Raw genomic sequence first — 19,967 nt, 5'->3', positions numbered from 1 at the left:
ACAGGTTAGTTCAAGACATAAAAAAAGCCCGGTTCCAAGGAACCGGGCTTTTTTCGACTGCCGAAGCGGTATTAACGCTTGGAGTACTGAGGACGCTTACGCGCTTTACGCAGACCCACTTTCTTACGCTCGACTTCACGAGCGTCGCGGGTGACGTAGCCAGCACGACGCAGAGCGCCACGCAGGGTTTCGTCGTATTCCATCAGAGCGCGGGTGATACCGTGACGGATCGCACCGGCTTGACCGCTGACACCACCACCGGCAACGGTGACGTAGATGTCGAACTTCTCGGTGGTTTCGGTCAGCTCGAGTGGCTGGCGAACAACCATGCGAGCGGTTTCGCGACCGAAGAACACGTCCAGAGAACGGTTGTTGATGGAGATGTTACCAGTACCCGGACGCAGGAAAACGCGAGCGGTTGCGGTCTTGCGACGGCCAGTGCCGTAATTTTGAGTCGCCGACATAATGAACTATCCCGTTAGATCTTCAGTTCTTGAGGCTGCTGAGCAGTGTGTGGGTGAGCAGCACCCGCGTACACTTTCAGCTTACGGTACATGTCGCGACCCAGCGGGTTCTTAGGCAGCATGCCTTTGACCGCGGTTTCGATAACACGCTCAGGGGCTTTGGCGATCAACTTCTCGAAGTTGATTTCCTTGATGCCGCCTGGGAAGCCGGAGTGGGAGTAGTACATTTTGTCGGAAGACTTGGCGCCAGTTACACGGATCTGCTCGGCGTTGATGACGACGATGTAGTCGCCGGTGTCAACGTGAGGGGTGTATTCTGGTTTGTGTTTGCCACGCAGACGGCTAGCGATTTCGGTAGCCAGACGACCCAGGGTCTGGCCAGCGGCGTCGACTACGAACCACTCGCGCTTTACTGTTTCCGGTTTAGCAGTAAAAGTTTTCATTCTCTAAAGCCTCAGAGGCCGCCCAGCGAAAAATAGACGGCGAATCTTACTGGATAGTGCACAGCTTGCCAAGGGCAAGCGCGCAGCCGAACACTGACGCTTTTGGGGGCTCGGGTCGGGCACGCCAATGTTCGACGGGGTTCTTCCTGCGTGGTGGTGCATCACTTCCGCCACACGGAGAGGTGCCGAATTATCCAGATTGCGCGAAAAATTTCAACCTGCTTTTATGGGCTTCTTTTGCCAAGGAGTGTTTTCCCGATGGAATACCGCAAGCTCGGCCGTACCGACCTCGACGTCAGCGCCCTGTGCCTGGGCACCATGACCTGGGGCGAGCAGAACACCCAGGACGAGGCCTTCGCACAGATCGCCAAAGCCAAGGCCAGCGGGGTCAACTTCATCGACACCGCCGAAATGTACCCGGTGCCGCCGCGCCCCGAGACCTACGCGGCGACCGAGCGCATCATCGGCAACTGGTTCGCCACCAACGGCGACCGTGACGACTGGATCCTGGCCAGCAAGGTCGCCGGCCCCGGCAACGGCATCAGCCATATTCGCGACGGCCAGCTCAAGCACAACCGGCAGCACATCGTCGCGGCGCTGGAGGAGAGCCTCAAGCGTTTGCAAACCGACCGCATCGACCTGTACCAGTTGCACTGGCCGGAACGCAGCACCAACTTCTTCGGCAAGCTGGGCTATCAGCATTTGCCACAAGACCATTTCACCCCGCTGGAAGAAACTCTGGAGGTGCTCGACGAACAGGTGCGGGCTGGCAAGATCCGTCACATCGGCCTGTCCAACGAAACGCCCTGGGGCACCATGAAGTTCCTGCAGCTGGCGGAAAGCCGCGGCTGGCCGCGCGCGGTGTCGATCCAGAACCCCTACAACCTGCTCAACCGCAGCTTCGAAGTGGGCCTGGCGGAAGTCGCCATTCGCGAGCAGTGCGGCCTGCTGGCCTATTCACCGCTGGCCTTCGGCATGCTCTCGGGCAAGTATGAAAACGGCGCACGCCCGGAAAAAGGCCGCCTGACCCTGTTCAGCAGATTCGCCCGCTACTCGAACCCACAGACCGTGGCGGCCTGCAGCCGTTATGTGCAGCTGGCCCTGGACCACGGCCTGGACCCCGCGCAGATGGCCCTGGCCTTCGTTACCCGCCAGCCGTTCGTAACCAGCAACATCATTGGCGCAACCGACCTGGTGCAGCTGGAGAGCAACCTCAAAAGCCTGGAGTTGAACCTGAGCGATGAGCTGCTGGCGGCCATCGAAGCAATCCATCAGGAGCAACCAAACCCGGCGCCTTGAGCCGAAAAGGGCAGCCCAATTCTGCGGGGTAGACACAATCGCCAAAAAATAAGACGATCCAGCCGGTGATTGACCACTCTACCCTATAAGAACAATGACAATGATGTTTACCCAACCCTCCGCGTCGTTGCGGCGCGTCAGCATCCTGGCCATTGACAAGGTGTTTGCTTCGACCTTGATGCAGGCCAAGGACTTTTTCCACCTCGCCAGCTTGCGCTACAGCAAGCAGCTGGGCCTGGGTTTGCAGCCCATGTTCGAGATCAGCCTGGTGAGCCCGGATGGCCAGCCGGTGGACAGCTTCAGCAACGTGCAGTTGCCGGTCGATGGCGGCCTGGACAATGCCGATGTGATCATCCTCCCGTCTTTCTGGGAAGACTTCGACAACTTGCTGCAACGTTACCCACAGGTGCTGCCGTGGCTGCGCGAACAGCATGCCCGTGGTGCCGTGCTCTGCGCCGAAGCCAGCGGCGTGTTCTGGCTGGCCGAATCGGGCCTGCTCGACGGCAAGGAGGCGACCACCTACTGGCGCTTCTTCACCACGTTCGCCGAGCGTTTTCCGAAAATCCGGCTGAACCAGGACAAGCACCTGACCGATGCCGACAACCTTTACTGCGCTGGCGGCACCACCTCGGCCTGCGACCTGTACATCTACCTGATCGAGCGCTTCTGCGGTGCCAACGTGGCCCGTGCCGTGGCCCGCGACATCCTCTACGAAGTGCAGCGCAACTACACCCCGGGGCGCATGGGCTTTGGCGGGCAGAAGCTGCACCAGGACCTGATCATCCTGCAGATCCAGCACTGGCTGGAAGAGCACTTCGCCGACAAGTTCCGCTTCGAGGACGTGGCCCGCAACCACGGCATGAGCATCCGTAACTTCATGCGTCGGTTCCAGGGCGCGACCGGCGACAAGCCGCTGCATTACCTGCAGCGGCTACGGATCGAGACGGCCAAAGGGTTGCTGTCGAGCACGCGCAAGAGCATCAAGACCATCAGCTATGAGGTCGGCTATGACGATGCGAGTTTCTTTGCGCGGTTGTTCCGCCAGCACACGGAGTTGTCGCCGAACCAATATCGCCAGCAGTTCATGCAGGAAGCCTGAAATGACCGGGGCCGCAAAGCGGCCCCGGTTTCGATGGATTACGGCTTGTGTGCGCGCGACAAGAATTCGTGCGACTGCATTTCCAGCAATCGGCTCAGCGTACGCTGAAACTCGAAGGCCAGCCGCCCGCCGGTATACAAGTCCTTTAGCTCCACCTCGGCCGAAATGATCAGCTTGACGTTTCGGTCGTAGAACTCATCCACCATGTTGATGAAGCGGCGGGCGATGTCGTCGGTGGTGACGCTCATCTGCTCGACGTTGCTCAGCAGCACGGCATGGAAGATCTTGCCCAGCTCGATGTAGTCGTTCTGGCTGCGCGGCCCGTCACACAGGTCACGGAAGTCGAACCAGGCGACGTCGTCACAGGTACGCAGGGCCTTGATCGGGCGGTTCTCGATCATCAGCACGTCATTGTCGACGGCCTGGGTGCACTCGGGGGTCAGCGCCTTGAAGCTGGCCCGCATGCTCTGCTCGGCGGCTTCGTTCAGCGGGAAGTGGAACAGTTCGGCCTGCTCCAGGTGACGCAGGCGGTAGTCGACGCCGCTGTCGACGTTCACCACGTCGGTGTACTGCTTGATCATGGCGATGGCCGGCAGGAAGCGCGCGCGCTGCAAGCCGTCCTTGTACAGGCCGTCGGGGACGATGTTGGAGGTCGCCACCAGCGAGACGCCGTTCTTGAACAATTCTTCCATCAGCGTGCCGAGAATCATGGCATCGGTGATGTCGGAAACGAAGAATTCGTCGAAGCAGATCACCCTGGCTTCTTCGCTGAAGCGCTTGGCGATGATCGTCAGCGGGTTCTTCTCGCCCTTGAGGGTTTTCATTTCCTCGTGCACACGCTTCATGAAGCGGTGGAAGTGCGTACGCATCTTCTGCTTGAACGGCAGCGCCTCGTAGAACGTATCGACCAGGTAGGTCTTGCCGCGGCCTACCCCGCCCCAGAAGTACAGGCCCTTGACCGGCGTCTGCTCCTTCTTGCCGAACAACTTGCCGAACATGCCCGGCTTGTTGTTCTGCGCCTGCACCAGGTCGTCGTACAGGCGCTGCAGGTGACGCACCGCAGTCTCCTGCGCCGCGTCATGGAAGAAGTCGGGACGTTTCAGATCTGCTTGATATCGTTCTAGGGGCGTCATGATTTCGTTAGCGAGGCAACAAAAAACGGGCCGTCACTGTAGCGACAGGCCCGCATTATGGCAATCAGACTTGCGTCAAAGTGTCTCAGCTGTGGGAGCGGCTTCAGCCGCGAACACGGGCGAAGCCCGTGCCATGCACCGCAGCGCCTGCTTCGCGGATAAATCCGCTCCTACAGAGGCTGGAGCGCTACACGCAAGCCTTCGATGGCCGTATCTCGCGCTTCGGCGCTATCGAACTGCGGCCCCTCGGCAACTTGCTCGCCGTCAAGCCACAGGCTGAAGCCCAGCCCCTCGACACGCACATCGGCCTCGCCACCTTGCTGCAATTGCTTGCTCACCGCGCCAGCGCTCTTGCCATCGGCGAAGCTGCGCGACAGCAGCAGTTGCTCCCCGTCGGCAGCCAGCAGGCGGAAGCGGAAGCTGCCGTCTTCATCACGGAAGCTGACGAAACGCGCGCTCTTGGCGGCCTTTTTCTTCACTTCGGTGCTGGCCTGCACGCTGCTGCGGAACGAGCGCAGGCCAACGGCCTCGCGCAGTTGCTCGAGGAACGGCGTGGCGATTTTGCGGGCCTTGGCGGCGCCGGCCAGGAGAATGTCTTCGAGGTCCGCCGGGCGCGAAATCAGTTGGTGATAATGCTCGCGCTTCTCGGCCAGCTGGCCGTCCAGCAGTTGGAACAGGCGCTGCTTGGCCTCGCCCCAACCCAGCCCCTGCAGCAGCTCTTCGCGGAACTCGGCGCACTGCGCCGGCGACGAGAAGGCCTGGAACAGGGTGAACAGGTGCGAGTTGTCCGGGTCCTTGGCTTCGCCGGGCGCGCGCGAGTCGGTGACGATGCGCGAGATGGCGTCTTTCATATCCTTGGCGCTGGTGAACAGCGGGATGGTGTTGTCGTAGCTCTTGGACATCTTGCGACCGTCCAGACCCGGCAAGGTCGCCACGCTTTCCTCGATGACCGCTTCGGGCAGGGCGAAGAAGTCGTTGCCCTGGCCGAACAGGTGGTTGAAACGCTGGCCGATGTCACGCGCCATTTCCACGTGCTGGATCTGGTCGCGGCCAACCGGCACCTTGTTGGCGTTGAACATCAGGATGTCCGCGGCCATCAGCACCGGGTAGCTGTACAAGCCCATGGTCACGCCGGCATCCGGGTCTTCGCCGGTTTCCAGGTTCTTGTCCACCGAGGCCTTGTAGGCGTGAGCGCGGTTGAGCAGGCCCTTGGCCGCGACGCAGGTCAGCAGCCAGGTGAGCTCGGGGATCTCGGGAATATCGGACTGGCGGTAGAAGGTGACCTTGTCCGGATCGAGGCCACCGGCCAGCCAGGTGGCGGCGATTTCCAGGCGCGAACGCTGGATGCGCAGCGGGTCGTCGCACTTGATCAGGGCGTGGTAGTCGGCCAGGAAGTAGAACGAATCGACACCGGGCTGCTGGCTGGCGACGATGGCCGGGCGGATGGCGCCGGCGTAGTTGCCCAGGTGCGGGGTGCCGGTGGTGGTGATACCGGTGAGAATGCGCGTGGTCATGGGTGTTCGCTTATTCAGGCTTGGCTCAATTCGAAAGGCGCGGCAGCAGCAGATCCTTCAGATCGGTCAGCTTGCCATGGAAGAAGTGTCCGCATTCTGCCACTTTCAGCAGCTCATGGGGGCGCGACAGGGCGTCGGACCATTCGTAAACCAGCTGCGGCGCGACGACTTCGTCGGCGTCGGGCTGCACCACGGTGATCGGGCAACGTTGGGGCAGAGGGAATTCCGCCGTCAGGCGCATCACCGCCGGGGCGATCATGAACAGCTGTTGCAGCTCGACACCCGCGCTTTCCAAGCGCCCTGCCAGGCTGGTGGCGACAAAACCACCGAACGAGAAGCCCATCAGCACCAGCGGCAGTTGCGGGTGTTTTTCACGCAGCCAGGCCGCGACGGCCTCGGCATCGGCCACTTCACCCGCGCCCATGTCATGGCTGCCTGCGCTCTGGCCGACGCCGCGATAATTGAAGCGAAGCGTCACGTAACCCGCGTCACGGGCGGTGCGCTGCAGGGTCGAGACCACCTTGTTGAGCATGGTGCCGCCCTGGACCGGGTTAGGGTGGCAGATCAGCACCGCGCCGCGGGGGGCGGCCACGTCCAGGTACAAGGCTTCCAGCTGGCCTGCGGGGCCATCGATGAACAAGGGGGTTTCGCGGACAAGCAAGGCACTAACTCCGTGACCTCGAAGGGGGTCGATTCGTCTAGGTGAGGAATTCTGTTCTGATTTGCGATCGCTCGCGGTATACAGCGCAGGTCTGAGCCGTTAACGTAAAGCAAAGCCGTTTATAGAGGAAGGACTCGTGGAACTCTCGCTCCTTGTTTGGTTGTTGCCAACCCTGGCCCTGGTCATCGGTGTGGCGGTCGGTTTCATCGTGGCCCGCCTGCTGCCCAATGCGGCGCCCAGCAATACACAGCGCCAACTGGATGACATCCAGAAGCGCTTCGACAGCTACCAGAACGAAGTGGTCACCCACTTCAACAGCACCGCCATGCTGGTCAAGAAACTGACCCAGAGCTACCAGGACGTGCAGGATCACCTGGCAGAAGGCGCCAACAGCCTGGCCCTCGACGACGTCACCCGCCAGCGCCTGCTGGCTGCGCTGCATTCCGAAGCGGCCCAGGGCCCACGCGACCGCCTGACCCCGCCGCGCGACACCGCTGAAGTCCCCCGTGACTATGCGCCGAAGACGCCGAACTCGCCGGGCATGCTCGATGAGAGCTACGGCCTCAAGCGCTGATCTGCAAAAATGAACAAGGCCTCGCGAGAGGCCTTTTTCTTGCCCGAATTACACGCTCTCCAACGCCTGCTCCACATCGGCAATCAGATCCTCGACATCCTCCAGGCCGACTGACAGGCGCACCAATCCCTCCGAAATACCATGATGCGCTCGCTCCTGCGGCGTATAGCTCGAATGGGTCATGCTCGCCGGATGTTGCGCCAGCGACTCGGCATCGCCCAGGCTCACCGCCCGGGCAAACAACTGCAGCGCATTCATGAAGCGCCGCCCCGCCTCGATGCCGCCCTTGAGCTCGAAGGCAATCATTCCGCCCGGCAAACGCATCTGCCGTTGCGCCAGTTCGTACTGGGTAAAGGATGGCAGCCCCGGATACTGGATCAGCTCCACCTGCGGCTGAGTGGCGAGAAACTCGGCAACCTGCTGGGCATTGGCGCAGTGACGATCCATGCGCAACCCGAGCGTCTTGATACCCCGCATCAACAGCGAGGCATCGTGCGGCGACAACACCGCGCCAGTCATGTCCTTGAGCCCTTCCAGGCGAATCCGATCGATAAGCGCCTTGCGGCCGATCACCAGCCCGGCCGTGATGTCACCGTGGCCACTTAGGTACTTGGTCGCCGAATGCACCACCAGGTCGGCGCCCAGCTCCAGGGGCCGTTGCAGGTAAGGCGTGCAATAGGTGTTGTCGACCACGATATGCAGGTCATGCCCCCGCGCCGCCTCGGCCACTGCAGCGATATCGACCAATTGCATGTTCGGGTTGGCCGGGGTTTCGAAGTAGATCATCCGGGTCTTGTGGGTGATCGCAGCCTTCAGCGCCTTGGTGTCGTTAAGGTCGACATGACGGACCGTCACCCCGAATTCGCCGATCCCGTGGTGCATGTAGGCGAAGGTGCAGCCATATACCGTGCGCCCGACAATGAGCTCGTCACCGGGTCGCAGCAAGGTCCATAGCGTCGAGGTGATGGCGCCCATGCCCGACGCCAGCGCCAGGCCCGCCTCCCCACCTTCCAGTGACGCCATGCGCTGCTCCAGCAAGGCCAGGGTCGGGTTGGAGATGCGACTGTAGAAATGCCCGCCCTCCTCCCCGGCAAAGCACGCCGCGCCGTATTCCACGCTGGGGAAGGCATAGGTCGAGGTCTGGTAAACCGGTGGCACCAAGGCACCGCCGTGGGAAAGCGGGTCGTAGCCGTGATGGATGGCGCGGGTGGAAAAACCGGTGTTGTTATGGGAGTCGCGCATGGCAACAGCCTCTGGTGGTTTGCTATAAGCTTATGCCACCGAGCCACCTGAATTTTTCCAAAATATCCCACGCTTTTGCGGCTGTTTTGGAAAGAAAACAATAAATATAACGACAGGAGGGCAACCCATGCCTTCAAGCCTCGACCGCACCGACCGCGCCTTGCTCGCCGCCCTGCAGGACAACGCCCGCCTTACCGTGTCCGAACTCGCAGACAAGGTGGCACTGACCACCTCGCCCTGCTGGCGGCGGGTCAAGCTGCTGGAAGACAACGGCTACATCACCGGTTACCAGGCGATCCTTTCGCCCAAGACGCTGGGGTTTGGAGTGACGGCGTTCGTCAGCATCATGATGGATTCGCATACCAAGGACGTCGCGTTGGCATTCGAGAAGCGGCTGATGGAGATTCCAGAGATTGTGGCCTGCCACAACATCTCCGGAAGGTATGACTTTTTGCTGGAGATACTGGCGCGGGACCTGGAGTCGTTTGGGGAATTTACCCGGGAAGTGCTGCAGCGGTTGCCGGGGGTGAAGGAGATTTACTCGAGTTTTTCCTACAAGGCAGTTAAGGAAAAACGCGTTATCCCCGTTTCAGAAACTCATATCTGAATCAGATCTTTCAAGTCCTTAGGAACGCTCCTACCGATTGACGTGCCGCGCCTGACATACAAGAAAAAATTCCTGAAGCACGCTTGCCGTGTAGCGATCAGGAGAACCTACATGGAACAGGGAATAACGTACTATCTGGATGAAGCTCTATTTATCAGCGCGAAGGCTCCAACAGCTGATGTCATTAATTACATAGGTTCGGGAGGTGGCGGGCCTGGTAGCGGCGGTTGGGGGCTCGGCCAAGGAACCCCAAGAGGAACAAGCCCCAGCAGGTCTGATATTTCAAGGGTCATTTCCACGCGAAGAGTGCTGGGCGAAGAATATCAAATCATCGAGAACGATTATGCAGAGCAATACGCTCCGCAATTGGCTCAGCTTGCAGAAACTGTGGGAGCCTTGAAACAACAAATTATAACTGAAGCAAGTAGTCTTCCTGACCCACTCTCCCAAGCAATAGCACGACAGCAGATTCTAACCTCGCGCATTACTCAGATTCGCGATGGCTATCTGCAAATCGTGCCAGACGCCAATGCCTACTATGGCGCCCCCGCATTTTATAAGCGCGCCGACTCGATGATGAGCAGACTGCTGGAGCCTGGAGTATTTACCGAAACGGGTGAAGCGATGGGACGGGAGTTTGGCTCACGGCTTCATAGATCATGGGAGGGCGCCTATAAATTACACATCGAATCACAAAAGCACCAAACACTGGCTGATGGCCTCGCGACCGTGGCCGCGCAAGTGGATGGAGCAGAACTTGGCCACCCGCCAGTCGACCTGATAAAGGCCGCCGAACGTAGAACCACGCAAATCAATGCCGAACGGCAGATTCATTTCGATTGCCTACCCAATGTTCTGCAACATGAATTGAGTCAGCAAACCGCTGTCGACCCTTCATGGACGCTCGCCCAGACGCTCAATGCTTATTTGGCAACCGCTGCATCCATGGCACAAGCCAAACAAGCTCAAACTCCGTCATTCGCGCAACAGAACCCGCAGATCAACGGCCCCCTGTCGAAACCTCAGCTCGAAGCACTTTTGCATCTTGTGGACGAGCAAAACCTGAGACGAGCCGGAGCACGCTGGAAGGAGTATCACCATGCTCTGGCACTGAGCGAGTCGATCAGGTTTCTCGGCCTTTATTCGAGCGGCACACAGAATCTGGTTCACCGCGCCAACGAAGTGGAGCGATTGCTTGCCCAGCATGCCAGTCAGCTAGCGGCAGCCCGTCAGCAGGCAGAAGCTGAAAGACTGGCGGCAGAGGAAGCTGCGCGACAAGCCGCCGAGGCAGAGCGACTCGCTGCCGAGGCGGAACGCCAAAGGCAGGAAGCAGCACGCCAAAGCATCAGCTACATCAACGACACCCATACTGCCGCCTCCGTGCCGATCATCATTCCGATTGGCGCAGCGACCTTCGCAATCGCCGAAACCGCTGCGACCGCCCTTCTGGAGGCGATCGGTGCAGCCGTAGCGCGGCTCGCCACAGCTGCGGCGGCAACGGCTACCCCACTGGCTGTAGGCATGCTCTCGGCGGCATGGCCATCACCTTTGGGCAACGCCGAAAGGCGCTACCTCATCAGCGCGCCCCTTTCCAGCCTTTCTCCGCCTGGCGGGCCTGACCTGGTCAGCCTTGCCCTTTCCTCAGCCAGCGTTGACGTGCCGTATCTCTTGGCAGGCACTGAAGAGGAAAGCGACATCGGCCTGTACGTGATGCCCGGCGGCAAACCGGTAGCCGTCAGGGCGGCGACCTTCGATGCAGAACGGCAGGTTTACAACCTGACGCTCGACAACCCACAGCGCATCCTCACCTGGACACCGGTCAGCGCGCCAGGCGGTGAAGACGAGAGTTCCGCCAGCCTGCCGTCAGTGCCGCCGGGCACTATTGTTTATACCGGTAGCAGCCTGAATCCCGTCAGCAACGAAACGCAACGCCATCCCGCGCTAGACCTGCTGGATCAGGAACGGCTGATCATCATCTTCCCGATCGATGCGGGATTGCCGCCTATTCTGGTGGTGTTCAAGAGTCCACGATATGAGCCGGGGACTGCGGTGGGGGCAGGAGTTGAACTGACAGGACTCTGGCTTGGAGAGCATGCGCGTGGAGAGGGCGCGCCGATACCTGCCCATATCGCCGATGCTCTTAGAGGCAACGACTTTAGAAGCTTTGATGCTTTTCGACAAAAATTCTGGAAATCAGTGGCGAATGACCCTGATCTTTCCAAGCAGTTCGACGAAAGAAGCCTTCGTCGCATGAAGAGGAATGGTAACGCTCCTCTGGTAGACTTCGGAGATAATTACATGAATCAATATGCACTCAACCTACATCACGTAGTCCCAATAAGCGAGGGAGGCGGCGTCTACGACATGGACAACTTAAGAATCGTCACACCATTCGCTCACAACAAAATTCACTACGGAGAAAGAAACGAATGACCAAATTAAAATTAAGCGACTATTCAGAACAAGAGTTCTTAGAGTTTCTGTATGAAATCGACAGAGCAAATGATGACGAGCCAGACGAAGTCCTATTCCCACTACTTACACACTTCATTAGCATCACAGAGCACCCATCAGGAACCAACCTACTCTATCGACCAACATCACCAGAGGATGGAAAACCTGAAAAAATCCTAGAAATTGTTAAAACCTGGCGATCAGCCAACGGCAAGGACGGTTTTAGATCTTAGGTAAAATACATACCCTGCCTCAGCAGGGTATGTATTTTCAACACCTCGGTGCAGAACGGCAGGTTTACAGCCTGGCGCTCGACAACCCACAGCGCATCCTCACCTGGACATCGGTCAGCGCGCCAGGTGGTGAAGACGGGAACTCCACCAGCCTGCCGCCAGTGCCGCCGGGCACGGTGGTTTATACGGGCAGCAGCCTGAACCCGGTCAGCACCGAGACGGAACGTTATCCTGCGCTGGACTTGCTAGATCAGGAACGGCTGATCATCACCTTCCCGATCGACTCGGGATTGCCGCCTATTCTGGTAGTTTTCAAGAGTCCACGCTATGAGCCGGGAGCTGTCACTGGTCAAGGATCAACGGTCGACGGTGTCTGGCTTTCGGAGGAGACCCGGAAAGAGGGTGCCGCAATCCCTGCTGCAATTGCAGATCTGCTGAGAGGAAGGGAGTTTCGAGACTTTGATGCGTTCAGAAGTGAGTTCTGGAAAATCGTCGCCAATACACCAGAGCTCTCTAAGCAATTCAACACCACAAATAACAAGCTCATGAGCAAGGGCTATGCACCTAAGGCACGCGACATCGACCATTACAAAGGCAATGCTGCCTTTATACTTCATCATGTCATTCCAATCTCGGAAGGCGGAGCCGTATACGATGTAGACAATTTAAAAGTGGTAACGCCAGAGGCTCACAATCGAATCCATTACGGGGCACCAAAATGAAAGATAGAAAGAAATTTTCCGACTTCACCGAAGCCGAATTCCTAGAATTCATTCTATCCATCACCGACCCGACAGATGATGTAAGCGAGAAAGAGCTAGATTCGCGGATCTTGGACTTCAGAGAAATTTCTGAACACCCAAGTGGATCCGATCTTATTTACTGGCCTGAAGCTGACGGACTGGACACTCCTGAAGAAATTTTACGAATTGTGAAAGAATGGCGCGCTGTCAATAAAAAGCCCGGATTCAAAGCTACCTGAGCCCCCCGCTTCGGCGGGGTACTTTTACTCGTACAGGAATATTCCTACACCCCCATAGAAAAGTCCTCACACCCAATTCAGCACGGAGGGTGATGACCACCTAGTGTCCGTCTCAAGTTGTGTGGTGGTGCGTAAATCCCCCATAAAAAACCCCGCCGAAGCGGGGTTTATTACAAGCAACAATACTTAGATCGCACCACGCTGACGCAGCACATCCAGCACCTGCTTCACACCGTCTTCAACACTCGTGTTCTGGGTATCGATCACCAGGTCCGCATCCAGCGGCACATCGTACGGGAAGCTCTCACCCGGGATGTTGTCGCCACCGGCAGCATACAGGCCCTGTGGATCACGCTCACGGCAAGCCAACGGCGAGGCCTGCACATAAACGGTGACCAGGCGCTCTTTGCCGATCAACGCCTTGGCCTGCTCGCGGCCTTCAGCATCCGGGGCAACGAACGCGGCCAGGGTCAGCAGACCGGCCTCGTTGAACTGGCGCGCCACATGGGCGGCGCGGCGCCAGTTCTCGGTGCGGCCGGCGCGGTCTTGCGGCAGGCCCTTGTTCAGGTCGTGGCGCAGGTTCTGGCCATCGAGCACGTACACCGCACGGCCCATGTCGAACAGCTTGCGCTCGACGGCGTAGGCCAGGGTGCTTTTGCCCGCGCCGGACAAGCCGCTGAACAGCACGGTGGCTGGCTGCTGGCCGAAACGCAGGGCGCGTTCTTCGGTGGCCACGTGGGCCTGCTTGCCATGCTGACCGCTGGTGCCGTGTGGCAGAACGGGCGGGGCGATGATCATGCCGGCGCCGACGGTGCCGTTGGTCAGGCGGTCAATGACGATGAACGCGCCGGTGGTGCGGTTGCTGTCGTAACCGTCCAGGGCGATGGCGCTGTCCAGCGCTACCTTGACGCGACCAATCTCATTCAGCTGCAGCGCGCTGGCGGCGTTCTGTTCAAGGGTGTTCACATCGACCTTGTGGGTGATGCTGGCAATCGAGCCCGGCACATAGCTGGTGGCGCGCTTGATGTCGTATTTCTTGCCTGGGAGCATCGGCTCTTCGGCCATCCACACCAGCATGGCGTCGAACTGGTCGGTGACCGGCGGGACGTTGTCGGCATGCACCAGCAAGTCGCCACGGGAGATGTCAATTTCGTCTTCCATGGTCAGGGTCACGGCCTGGCCTGGGCCGGCGTTTTCCAGCTCACCTTCATAGGTGACGATGGATTTGACCCGGCTGCTCTTGCCCGAAGGCAGCACGACGATTTCGTCGCCCTTGTGCACCACGCCGCTGGCGAGGGTGCCGGCAAAGCCGCGGAAGTTCAGGTTCGGGCGGTTGACGTACTGCACCGGGAAACGCAGGTCGGTGACATTGCGGTCAGCCGACACTTCGACGGTTTCGAGGATTTCCATCAGCGTCGGGCCGGTGTACCAAGGCGATTGCTCGCTGTGGTTGACCACGTTGTCGCCCTTGAGCGCCGACATCGGCACGAAGTGCAGGCTGCTCGGGGTCAGGTTGATGGCTTCGGCGAACTTCAGGTAGTCGGCCTTGATCGCCTCGAAGACGCCTTCATCGAAGCCCTTGAGGTCCATCTTGTTGACCGCGACGACGATGTGCTTGATGCCCAGCAACGAGGCGATGTAGCTGTGGCGTCGGGTCTGGGTCTGCACGCCATAGCGGGCATCGACCAGAATGATCGCCAGGTCGCAGGTCGACGCACCGGTGGCCATGTTGCGGGTGTACTGCTCGTGGCCCGGCGTGTCGGCGATGATGAACTTGCGCTTGGCGGTGGAGAAGTAGCGGTAGGCGACATCGATGGTGATGCCCTGCTCGCGCTCGGCCTGCAGGCCGTCGACCAGCAGCGCCAGATCGACTTCTTCGCCCGTGGTGCCGGACTTCTTCGAATCACGGGTGATGGCTTCGAGGTGGTCCTCGTAGATCATCTTGGAGTCGTGCAGCAGGCGCCCGATCAGGGTGCTCTTGCCATCGTCGACGTTGCCGCAGGTCAGGAAACGCAGCAGTTCCTTGCGCTCGTGCTGGGCCAGGTAGGCGAGGATGTCCTCGCTGATCAGATCAGATTGGTGCGACATGGAGTAACCCTGAAATTAGAAGTAGCCTTGGCGTTTCTTGTCTTCCATGGAACCGGCGCCATCGTGGTCGATGACACGGCCCTGGCGTTCGGACGTTCGGGTCAGGAGCATTTCCTGAATGATGTCCGTCAGGGTCTCGGCTTCCGACTCGACAGCGCCCGTCAGCGGGTAGCAGCCGAGGGTACGGAAACGCACCTTCTTCTTGACGATGCGCGCTTTCTCTTCCTCGGACAGGTGCTCGAGGATGCGATCGTCGTCGATCATGATCAGGGTGCCGTTCTTCTCGATGACTTCACGCTCGGCGGCGAAATACAGCGGCACGATCGGGATGCCTTCGAGGTAGATGTACTGCCAGATGTCCAGCTCGGTCCAGTTCGACAGCGGGAACACGCGGATCGACTCGCCCTTGTTGACCTTGCCGTTGTACACGTTCCACAGCTCGGGACGCTGGTTTTTCGGGTCCCAGCGGTGCTTGCTGTCGCGGAACGAGTAGACACGTTCCTTGGCCCGCGACTTCTCTTCGTCGCGGCGCGCGCCACCGAAGGCGGCGTCGAAACCATGCTTGTCCAGCGCCTGCTTGAGGCCCTGGGTCTTCATGATGTCGGTGTGCTTGGAGCTGCCATGGGTGAAGGGGTTGATGCCCTGCGCCACACCCTCTGGGTTGACGTGGGTGATCAGCTCCAGGCCCATTTCCTCGACCATCTTGTCGCGGAAGCTGTACATCTCCTGGAATTTCCACTGGGTGTCGACGTGCATCACCGGGAACGGCAGCTTGCCCGGGAAGAAGGCCTTGCGCGCCAGGTGCAGCATCACGGCGGAATCCTTGCCGATCGAGTACAGCATCACCGGGTTGTCGAACTCGGCGGCCACCTCGCGGATGATGTGGATGCTTTCCGCCTCCAGCTGTTTCAAGTGCGTCAGTTTGTCGACCATGGCTACTCACGAAAAACGATCTTATGGACGGCCTGCGGGCCGTGTTCGAGCGAGCCACTTTATCACAGCGGCTGATTCTATTTAGGCGGCGGGCTAGATCGAAAAGGTCTAACGATATGACTGGGGGTTTGGGCTGCAAGGGCCGCGGTGAGGGCCAATGTGGGAGCGGCTTCAGCCGCGAACACCGGCAAGGCCGGTGCCATCCACCGCGTCGCCTGTTTCGCGGCTAAAGCCGCTCCCACGGGTATCAGATCGGGTTCGGGCAATCGATGAACAGGTGCTCCAGGGCAAACCGCCGCGCCAGGTAATCCCCCAGCGCCTGCACGCCGTAGCGCTCGGTGGCATGGTGCCCGGCGGCAATGAAGCTGACACCGTTTTCGCGGGCGCTGTGATAGGTCTGCTCGGACGCTTCGCCACTGATGAACAGATCGACCCCGGCCGCAATCGCGGTATCGATGTAGCCCTGCCCGCCGCCGGTGCACCAGCCGACCCGACGGATCATCTCGTCACCTTCGACCAGCAGCGGCTCGCGCCCCATCACTTCCTGCACGCGGCGAGCAAAGTCACGCGCGGTCATGGGCTCAGCCAGCGAACCGACCAGCCCGACAACCTTGGGGTTCTCCGGGTCCAACGGCCCTTCCACGGTGATATCCAGCTGCCGCGCCAATTGCACGTTGTTGCCCACTTCCGGATGCACATCCAAAGGCAGGTGGAACGCCAGCAGGCTGATGTCGTGCTTGAGCAGCGTCTTCAAGCGACGCTGCTTGATCCCGGTGATGCACGGGTTTTCGCCCTTCCAGAAATAGCCGTGGTGCACCAGCACCAGGTCGGCCTCGGCCTCGATCGCCGCGTCCAGCAGCGCCTGGCTTGCAGTAACGCCGCTGACGATACGGCTGACCTGCGGCCGGCCTTCGACCTGCAGGCCATTGGGGCAGTAATCCTGGATTTTCGCACTGCCCAGGTAGCGTTCGGCTTCCTCGACCAGAGTGTTGAGGGCAACGGCCATGGAAAATCTCCTCGAAATCTGCACGTTCAACGGGAACAACGCCCGTATACTGGCGGCCATTATGGGCCGTCGCCGGCGTTGGGGAAACCGGTGTATGATCGCGCGCGCTTGCGCCCCGCCGCGCCACCATGGCCCTCGCCCACTCCCAGGATTCGTTCATGTTCAAGGCTTTGCGTTACTTTGGCTGGCCCCTGCTTACCGGCATTCTGATCGCCGTACTGATCATCCAGCGCTTCCCGCAATGGGTCGGCCTGCCCAGCCAGGACGTCAACCTGCAACAGGCGCCACAGACCACGCAGATCATGCAAGGCCCGGTGTCCTATGCCGACGCCGTGACCCTCGCCGCACCGGCGGTGGTCAACCTGTACACCACCAAAGTGGTGAACAAGAGCGCTCATCCGCTGTTCGAAGACCCGCAGTTCCGCCGCTTCTTCGGCGACAACCTGCCCAAGCAGAAGCGCTGGGAGTCGAGCCTGGGCTCGGCGGTGATCATGAGCCCCGAGGGCTACCTGCTGACCAACAACCACGTCACCAGCGGCGCCGACCAGATCGTCGTGGCGCTGAAGGATGGCCGCGAAACCCTGGCCCGGGTGATCGGCAGCGACCCGGAGACCGACCTGGCGGTACTGAAGATCGACCTCAAGAGCCTGCCGGCGATCACCATCGGCCGCTCCGACAACATTCACATCGGTGACGTCACCCTGGCCATCGGCAACCCCTTCGGCGTCGGCCAGACCGTCACCATGGGCATCATAAGCGCCACCGGCCGCAATCAGCTGGGCCTGAACAACTACGAAGACTTCATCCAGACCGACGCTGCGATCAACCCCGGCAACTCCGGCGGCGCGCTGGTCGATGCCAACGGCAACCTGGTGGGCATCAACACGGCGATCTTCTCGAAATCCGGTGGTTCGCAGGGCATCGGCTTCGCCATCCCGGTCAAGCTGGCCCTGGAAGTGATGAAGTCGATCGTCGAACACGGCCAGGTGATCCGTGGCTGGCTGGGCATCGAAGTGCAGCCGCTGAGCCAGGAGCTGGCCGAGTCGTTCGGCATGAAGGGGCGCCCCGGTATCGTGGTGGCGGGCATCTTCCGCGACGGCCCGGCGGCGAAGGCCGGGTTGCAGCTGGGTGATGTGATCCTCAGCATCAATGGCGAGCCGGCCGGTGACGGGCGCAAGTCGATGAACCAAGTGGCGCGGATCAAGCCTAACGAGAAAATCACCATCGAAGTGGTGCGCAATGGGCAGCAGTTGAAGCTGATCGCCGAAGTGGGACTGAGGCCGCCACCGGCGCCGGCACCCGCTCAGGAAGAAGAGAAGTAAAAAAATGGGGCCGCTTTCGCGGCCCCAGTTGCATCAATGCAGGATCTGGCTGAGGAACAACTTGGTCCGGTCACTGCGCGGCCGGTCGAAGAAGTCATCCGGCGCCGCCTGCTCGACGATCTCCCCCTTGTCCATGAAGATCACCCGGTTCGCCACGGTGCGGGCGAAGCCCATCTCGTGGGTCACGCAGAGCATGGTCATGCCGTCTTCGGCCAGGCCGACCATGGTGTCGAGCACTTCCTTGACCATTTCCGGGTCCAGCGCCGAAGTCGGCTCATCGAACAGCATGATCTTCGGCTTCATGCACAGCGCCCGAGCAATCGCCACGCGCTGCTGCTGGCCACCGGACAACTGCCCCGGGAACTTGTGCGCCTGCTCCGGAATGCGTACCCGCTCCAGGTAGTGCATGGCGATTTCCTCGGCCTTGCGCCGCGGCATCTTGCGTACCCACATGGGCGCCAGGGTGCAGTTTTCCAGGATGGTCAGGTGCGGGAACAGGTTGAAGTGCTGGAACACCATGCCCACTTCACGGCGGATCGCCTCGATCTGCTTGAGGTCGTTGGTCAGCTCCACGCCATCGACCACGATGCGCCCCTGCTGGTGCTCTTCAAGGCGGTTGAGGCAGCGGATGGTGGTCGACTTGCCCGAGCCGGACGGCCCACACAACACGATACGCTCGCCCTGACGCACGTTCAGGTTGATGTCCTTGAGCACATGGAACTGGCCGTACCACTTGTTCACGCCCTGCATCTGGATGATGCCTTCGGGGCCGGCAGGCTGCTTGATCGCTTCACTCATTTAGAAACTCCTAACGCTTGTGGCCAGTGTCCAGCTTGCGCTCCAGGTGCATGGAGTAGCGGGACATACCGAAACAGAAGATCCAGAACACCAGGGCGGCGAACACGTAGCCCTCGGTGGCCATGCCCAGCCAGGCCGGGTCGGCGGCGGCTTGCTTGACGCTGTTGAGCAGGTCGAACAGGCCGATGATGATCACCAGGCTGGTGTCCTTGAACAGGGCAATGAAGGTGTTGACGATGCCGGGAATCACCAGCTTCAGGGCTTGCGGCAGGATCACCAGGCCCATCGAACGCCAGTAGCCCAGGCCCATGGCCGCGGCCGCTTCGTACTGGCCCTTGGGAATGGCCTGCAAGCCGCCGCGCACCACTTCGGCGATGTACGCCGACTGGAACAGGATCACGCCGATCATCGCCCGCAGCAGCTTGTCGAAGCTCATGCCTTCGGGCAGGAACAGCGGCAGCATCACCGACGACATGAACAGCACGGTGATCAACGGCACGCCCCGCCAGAACTCGATGAAGGTCACGCAGACCACCTTCACCGCCGGCATCCGCGAACGCCGCCCGAGGGCCAGCAGGATGCCCAGCGGCAAGGCGCCGACGATGCCCACGGTGGCGATCACCAGGGTCAGCATCAGCCCGCCCCACTGGCTGGTCGGCACGCTTTCCAGGCCCAGGTAGCCGCCATGCAGCAGCGTGTAGGCGAGGATCGGGTACAGCACCAGGAAGCCCAGGCCATAAACGGCCTTGCGCGGGAAACGCTTGATGAACAGCGGCGCTGCGCCAAGCACGGCAAGCCACACGGTAAGATCCACGCGCCAGCGCAGTTCAGCTGGGTAGTAGCCATACATGAACTGGCCGAAGCGCTGCTGGATGAACACCCAGCAGGCGCCCTCTTTCGTGCAATCGGCGCGGGTGGTGCCGACCCAATTGGCGTCGATCAACGCCCACTGCAGCAGCGGCGGCACGATCAGCCACACCAGGTACACGGCGAACAAGGTCAGCAGGGTGTTGAGCCAGCTGGAGAACAGGTTGGCACGCATCCAGGCGAGCACGCCGACGGTTTTCACCGGTGGCGGCATGTCAGGTTTGAAAACATGAGCATTCACGGGCGTA

Annotated in this window: 19 protein-coding genes and 1 pseudogene; 9 read left to right on the top strand and 11 right to left on the bottom strand. The window is 60.3% G+C overall.

The features are described 5' to 3' along the window. Positions 1-71: 71 nt before the first annotated feature. Positions 72-464 (bottom strand): 30S ribosomal protein S9, encoded by a 393-nt coding sequence (gene rpsI / locus ACIQUF_RS20445; RefSeq protein WP_264311679.1) that lies wholly within the window; start codon positions 462-464, stop codon positions 72-74. Between the two features lie 14 nt (positions 465-478). After that, positions 479-907, bottom strand: coding sequence for a 50S ribosomal protein L13 (rplM, locus tag ACIQUF_RS20440; protein ID WP_008097538.1), 429 nt, complete (start codon positions 905-907; stop codon positions 479-481). Between the two features lie 258 nt (positions 908-1,165). Between rplM and ACIQUF_RS20435 the strand changes: the two genes are divergently transcribed. Then, positions 1,166-2,206, top strand: coding sequence for an NADP(H)-dependent aldo-keto reductase (locus ACIQUF_RS20435; protein WP_403134797.1), 1,041 nt, complete (start codon positions 1,166-1,168; stop codon positions 2,204-2,206). A gap of 178 nt (positions 2,207-2,384) precedes the next feature. Then, positions 2,385-3,305: a GlxA family transcriptional regulator gene (locus tag ACIQUF_RS20430; RefSeq protein ID WP_403135316.1), complete on the top strand. Its 921-nt coding sequence runs from the start codon at positions 2,385-2,387 to the stop codon at positions 3,303-3,305. 38 nt (positions 3,306-3,343) lie between these two features. Here the strand turns inward: ACIQUF_RS20430 and zapE are convergent, their stop codons facing one another. The 3 genes from zapE to ACIQUF_RS20415 form a co-directional block, all read right to left on the bottom strand. Then, positions 3,344-4,438 (bottom strand): cell division protein ZapE, encoded by a 1,095-nt coding sequence (gene zapE / locus ACIQUF_RS20425; protein WP_403134796.1) that lies wholly within the window; start codon positions 4,436-4,438, stop codon positions 3,344-3,346. A gap of 170 nt (positions 4,439-4,608) precedes the next feature. Beyond that, on the bottom strand, positions 4,609-5,952 hold the full coding sequence (locus tag ACIQUF_RS20420) for a tryptophan--tRNA ligase (protein WP_403134794.1): 1,344 nt from the start codon (positions 5,950-5,952) through the stop codon (positions 4,609-4,611). Positions 5,953-5,977: 25 nt separating this feature from the next. Beyond that, complete coding sequence (locus tag ACIQUF_RS20415) at positions 5,978-6,613, bottom strand: alpha/beta hydrolase (RefSeq protein ID WP_403134792.1); 636 nt, start codon at positions 6,611-6,613, stop codon at positions 5,978-5,980. 136 nt (positions 6,614-6,749) lie between these two features. Here ACIQUF_RS20415 and ACIQUF_RS20410 point away from each other — a divergent pair, with 136 nt between their 5' ends. Beyond that, positions 6,750-7,187, top strand: coding sequence for a YhcB family protein (locus tag ACIQUF_RS20410; RefSeq protein WP_400799940.1), 438 nt, complete (start codon positions 6,750-6,752; stop codon positions 7,185-7,187). Positions 7,188-7,235: 48 nt separating this feature from the next. Here the strand turns inward: ACIQUF_RS20410 and ACIQUF_RS20405 are convergent, their stop codons facing one another. Beyond that, positions 7,236-8,429, bottom strand: coding sequence for a methionine gamma-lyase (locus ACIQUF_RS20405; protein WP_403134790.1), 1,194 nt, complete (start codon positions 8,427-8,429; stop codon positions 7,236-7,238). Between the two features lie 127 nt (positions 8,430-8,556). Here ACIQUF_RS20405 and ACIQUF_RS20400 point away from each other — a divergent pair, with 127 nt between their 5' ends. The 5 genes and pseudogenes from ACIQUF_RS20400 (at position 8,557) to ACIQUF_RS20380 (ending at position 12,705) form a co-directional block, all read left to right on the top strand. Next, positions 8,557-9,036, top strand: a complete 480-nt coding sequence (locus ACIQUF_RS20400; RefSeq protein WP_403134789.1) for an Lrp/AsnC family transcriptional regulator — start codon at positions 8,557-8,559, stop codon at positions 9,034-9,036. 111 nt (positions 9,037-9,147) lie between these two features. Continuing rightward, positions 9,148-11,469, top strand: a complete 2,322-nt coding sequence (locus ACIQUF_RS20395) for an S-type pyocin domain-containing protein (protein WP_403134786.1) — start codon at positions 9,148-9,150, stop codon at positions 11,467-11,469. Next, a complete protein-coding gene (locus ACIQUF_RS20390; protein ID WP_403134784.1) occupies positions 11,466-11,723 on the top strand; it encodes a bacteriocin immunity protein in 258 nt (85 codons plus the stop codon). The genes ACIQUF_RS20395 and ACIQUF_RS20390 overlap by 4 nt, the downstream gene beginning before the upstream one ends. A gap of 50 nt (positions 11,724-11,773) precedes the next feature. Further along, a pseudogene (locus ACIQUF_RS20385) lies at positions 11,774-12,445 on the top strand (S-type pyocin domain-containing protein); the annotation flags it as partial. Further along, positions 12,442-12,705, top strand: a complete 264-nt coding sequence (locus ACIQUF_RS20380; RefSeq protein WP_403134782.1) for a bacteriocin immunity protein — start codon at positions 12,442-12,444, stop codon at positions 12,703-12,705. The pseudogene ACIQUF_RS20385 and the gene ACIQUF_RS20380, both read left to right, overlap by 4 nt. Before the next feature lie 186 nt (positions 12,706-12,891). Here ACIQUF_RS20380 and cysN read toward each other — a convergent pair whose 3' ends face one another. The 3 genes from cysN to ACIQUF_RS20365 all read right to left on the bottom strand — a co-directional run bounded on the left by cysN (position 12,892) and on the right by ACIQUF_RS20365 (position 16,732). After that, positions 12,892-14,793, bottom strand: a complete 1,902-nt coding sequence (gene cysN / locus ACIQUF_RS20375) for a sulfate adenylyltransferase subunit CysN (RefSeq protein WP_403134781.1) — start codon at positions 14,791-14,793, stop codon at positions 12,892-12,894. A gap of 15 nt (positions 14,794-14,808) precedes the next feature. Next, complete coding sequence (gene cysD / locus ACIQUF_RS20370; RefSeq protein ID WP_060508578.1) at positions 14,809-15,726, bottom strand: sulfate adenylyltransferase subunit CysD; 918 nt, start codon at positions 15,724-15,726, stop codon at positions 14,809-14,811. A gap of 247 nt (positions 15,727-15,973) precedes the next feature. Beyond that, positions 15,974-16,732 (bottom strand): Nif3-like dinuclear metal center hexameric protein, encoded by a 759-nt coding sequence (locus tag ACIQUF_RS20365; RefSeq protein WP_403134777.1) that lies wholly within the window; start codon positions 16,730-16,732, stop codon positions 15,974-15,976. Between the two features lie 158 nt (positions 16,733-16,890). On the opposite strand from ACIQUF_RS20365, the gene algW reads away from it, so the two are divergent. After that, positions 16,891-18,054: a Do family serine endopeptidase AlgW gene (algW, locus tag ACIQUF_RS20360; protein ID WP_403134776.1), complete on the top strand. Its 1,164-nt coding sequence runs from the start codon at positions 16,891-16,893 to the stop codon at positions 18,052-18,054. A 33-nt stretch (positions 18,055-18,087) separates the two neighbouring features. Here algW and ACIQUF_RS20355 read toward each other — a convergent pair whose 3' ends face one another. Together ACIQUF_RS20355 and ACIQUF_RS20350 are read right to left on the bottom strand one after the other, a co-directional pair. After that, positions 18,088-18,852, bottom strand: a complete 765-nt coding sequence (locus ACIQUF_RS20355) for an amino acid ABC transporter ATP-binding protein (RefSeq protein ID WP_054899237.1) — start codon at positions 18,850-18,852, stop codon at positions 18,088-18,090. Positions 18,853-18,862: 10 nt separating this feature from the next. Beyond that, the gene (locus ACIQUF_RS20350) at positions 18,863-19,960 is read right to left on the bottom strand and encodes an amino acid ABC transporter permease (protein ID WP_400799905.1); all 1,098 of its coding nucleotides are present in this window, start codon (positions 19,958-19,960) and stop codon (positions 18,863-18,865) included. Positions 19,961-19,967 lie beyond the last annotated feature (7 nt).

It is taken from the genome of Pseudomonas sp. NPDC090233 (assembly GCF_044772285.1).
Classification (GTDB): domain Bacteria; phylum Pseudomonadota; class Gammaproteobacteria; order Pseudomonadales; family Pseudomonadaceae; genus Aquipseudomonas.
The sequence above is the reverse complement of the archived record's forward strand: the minus strand, read 5'-3'. Positions and strand labels throughout refer to the sequence as shown.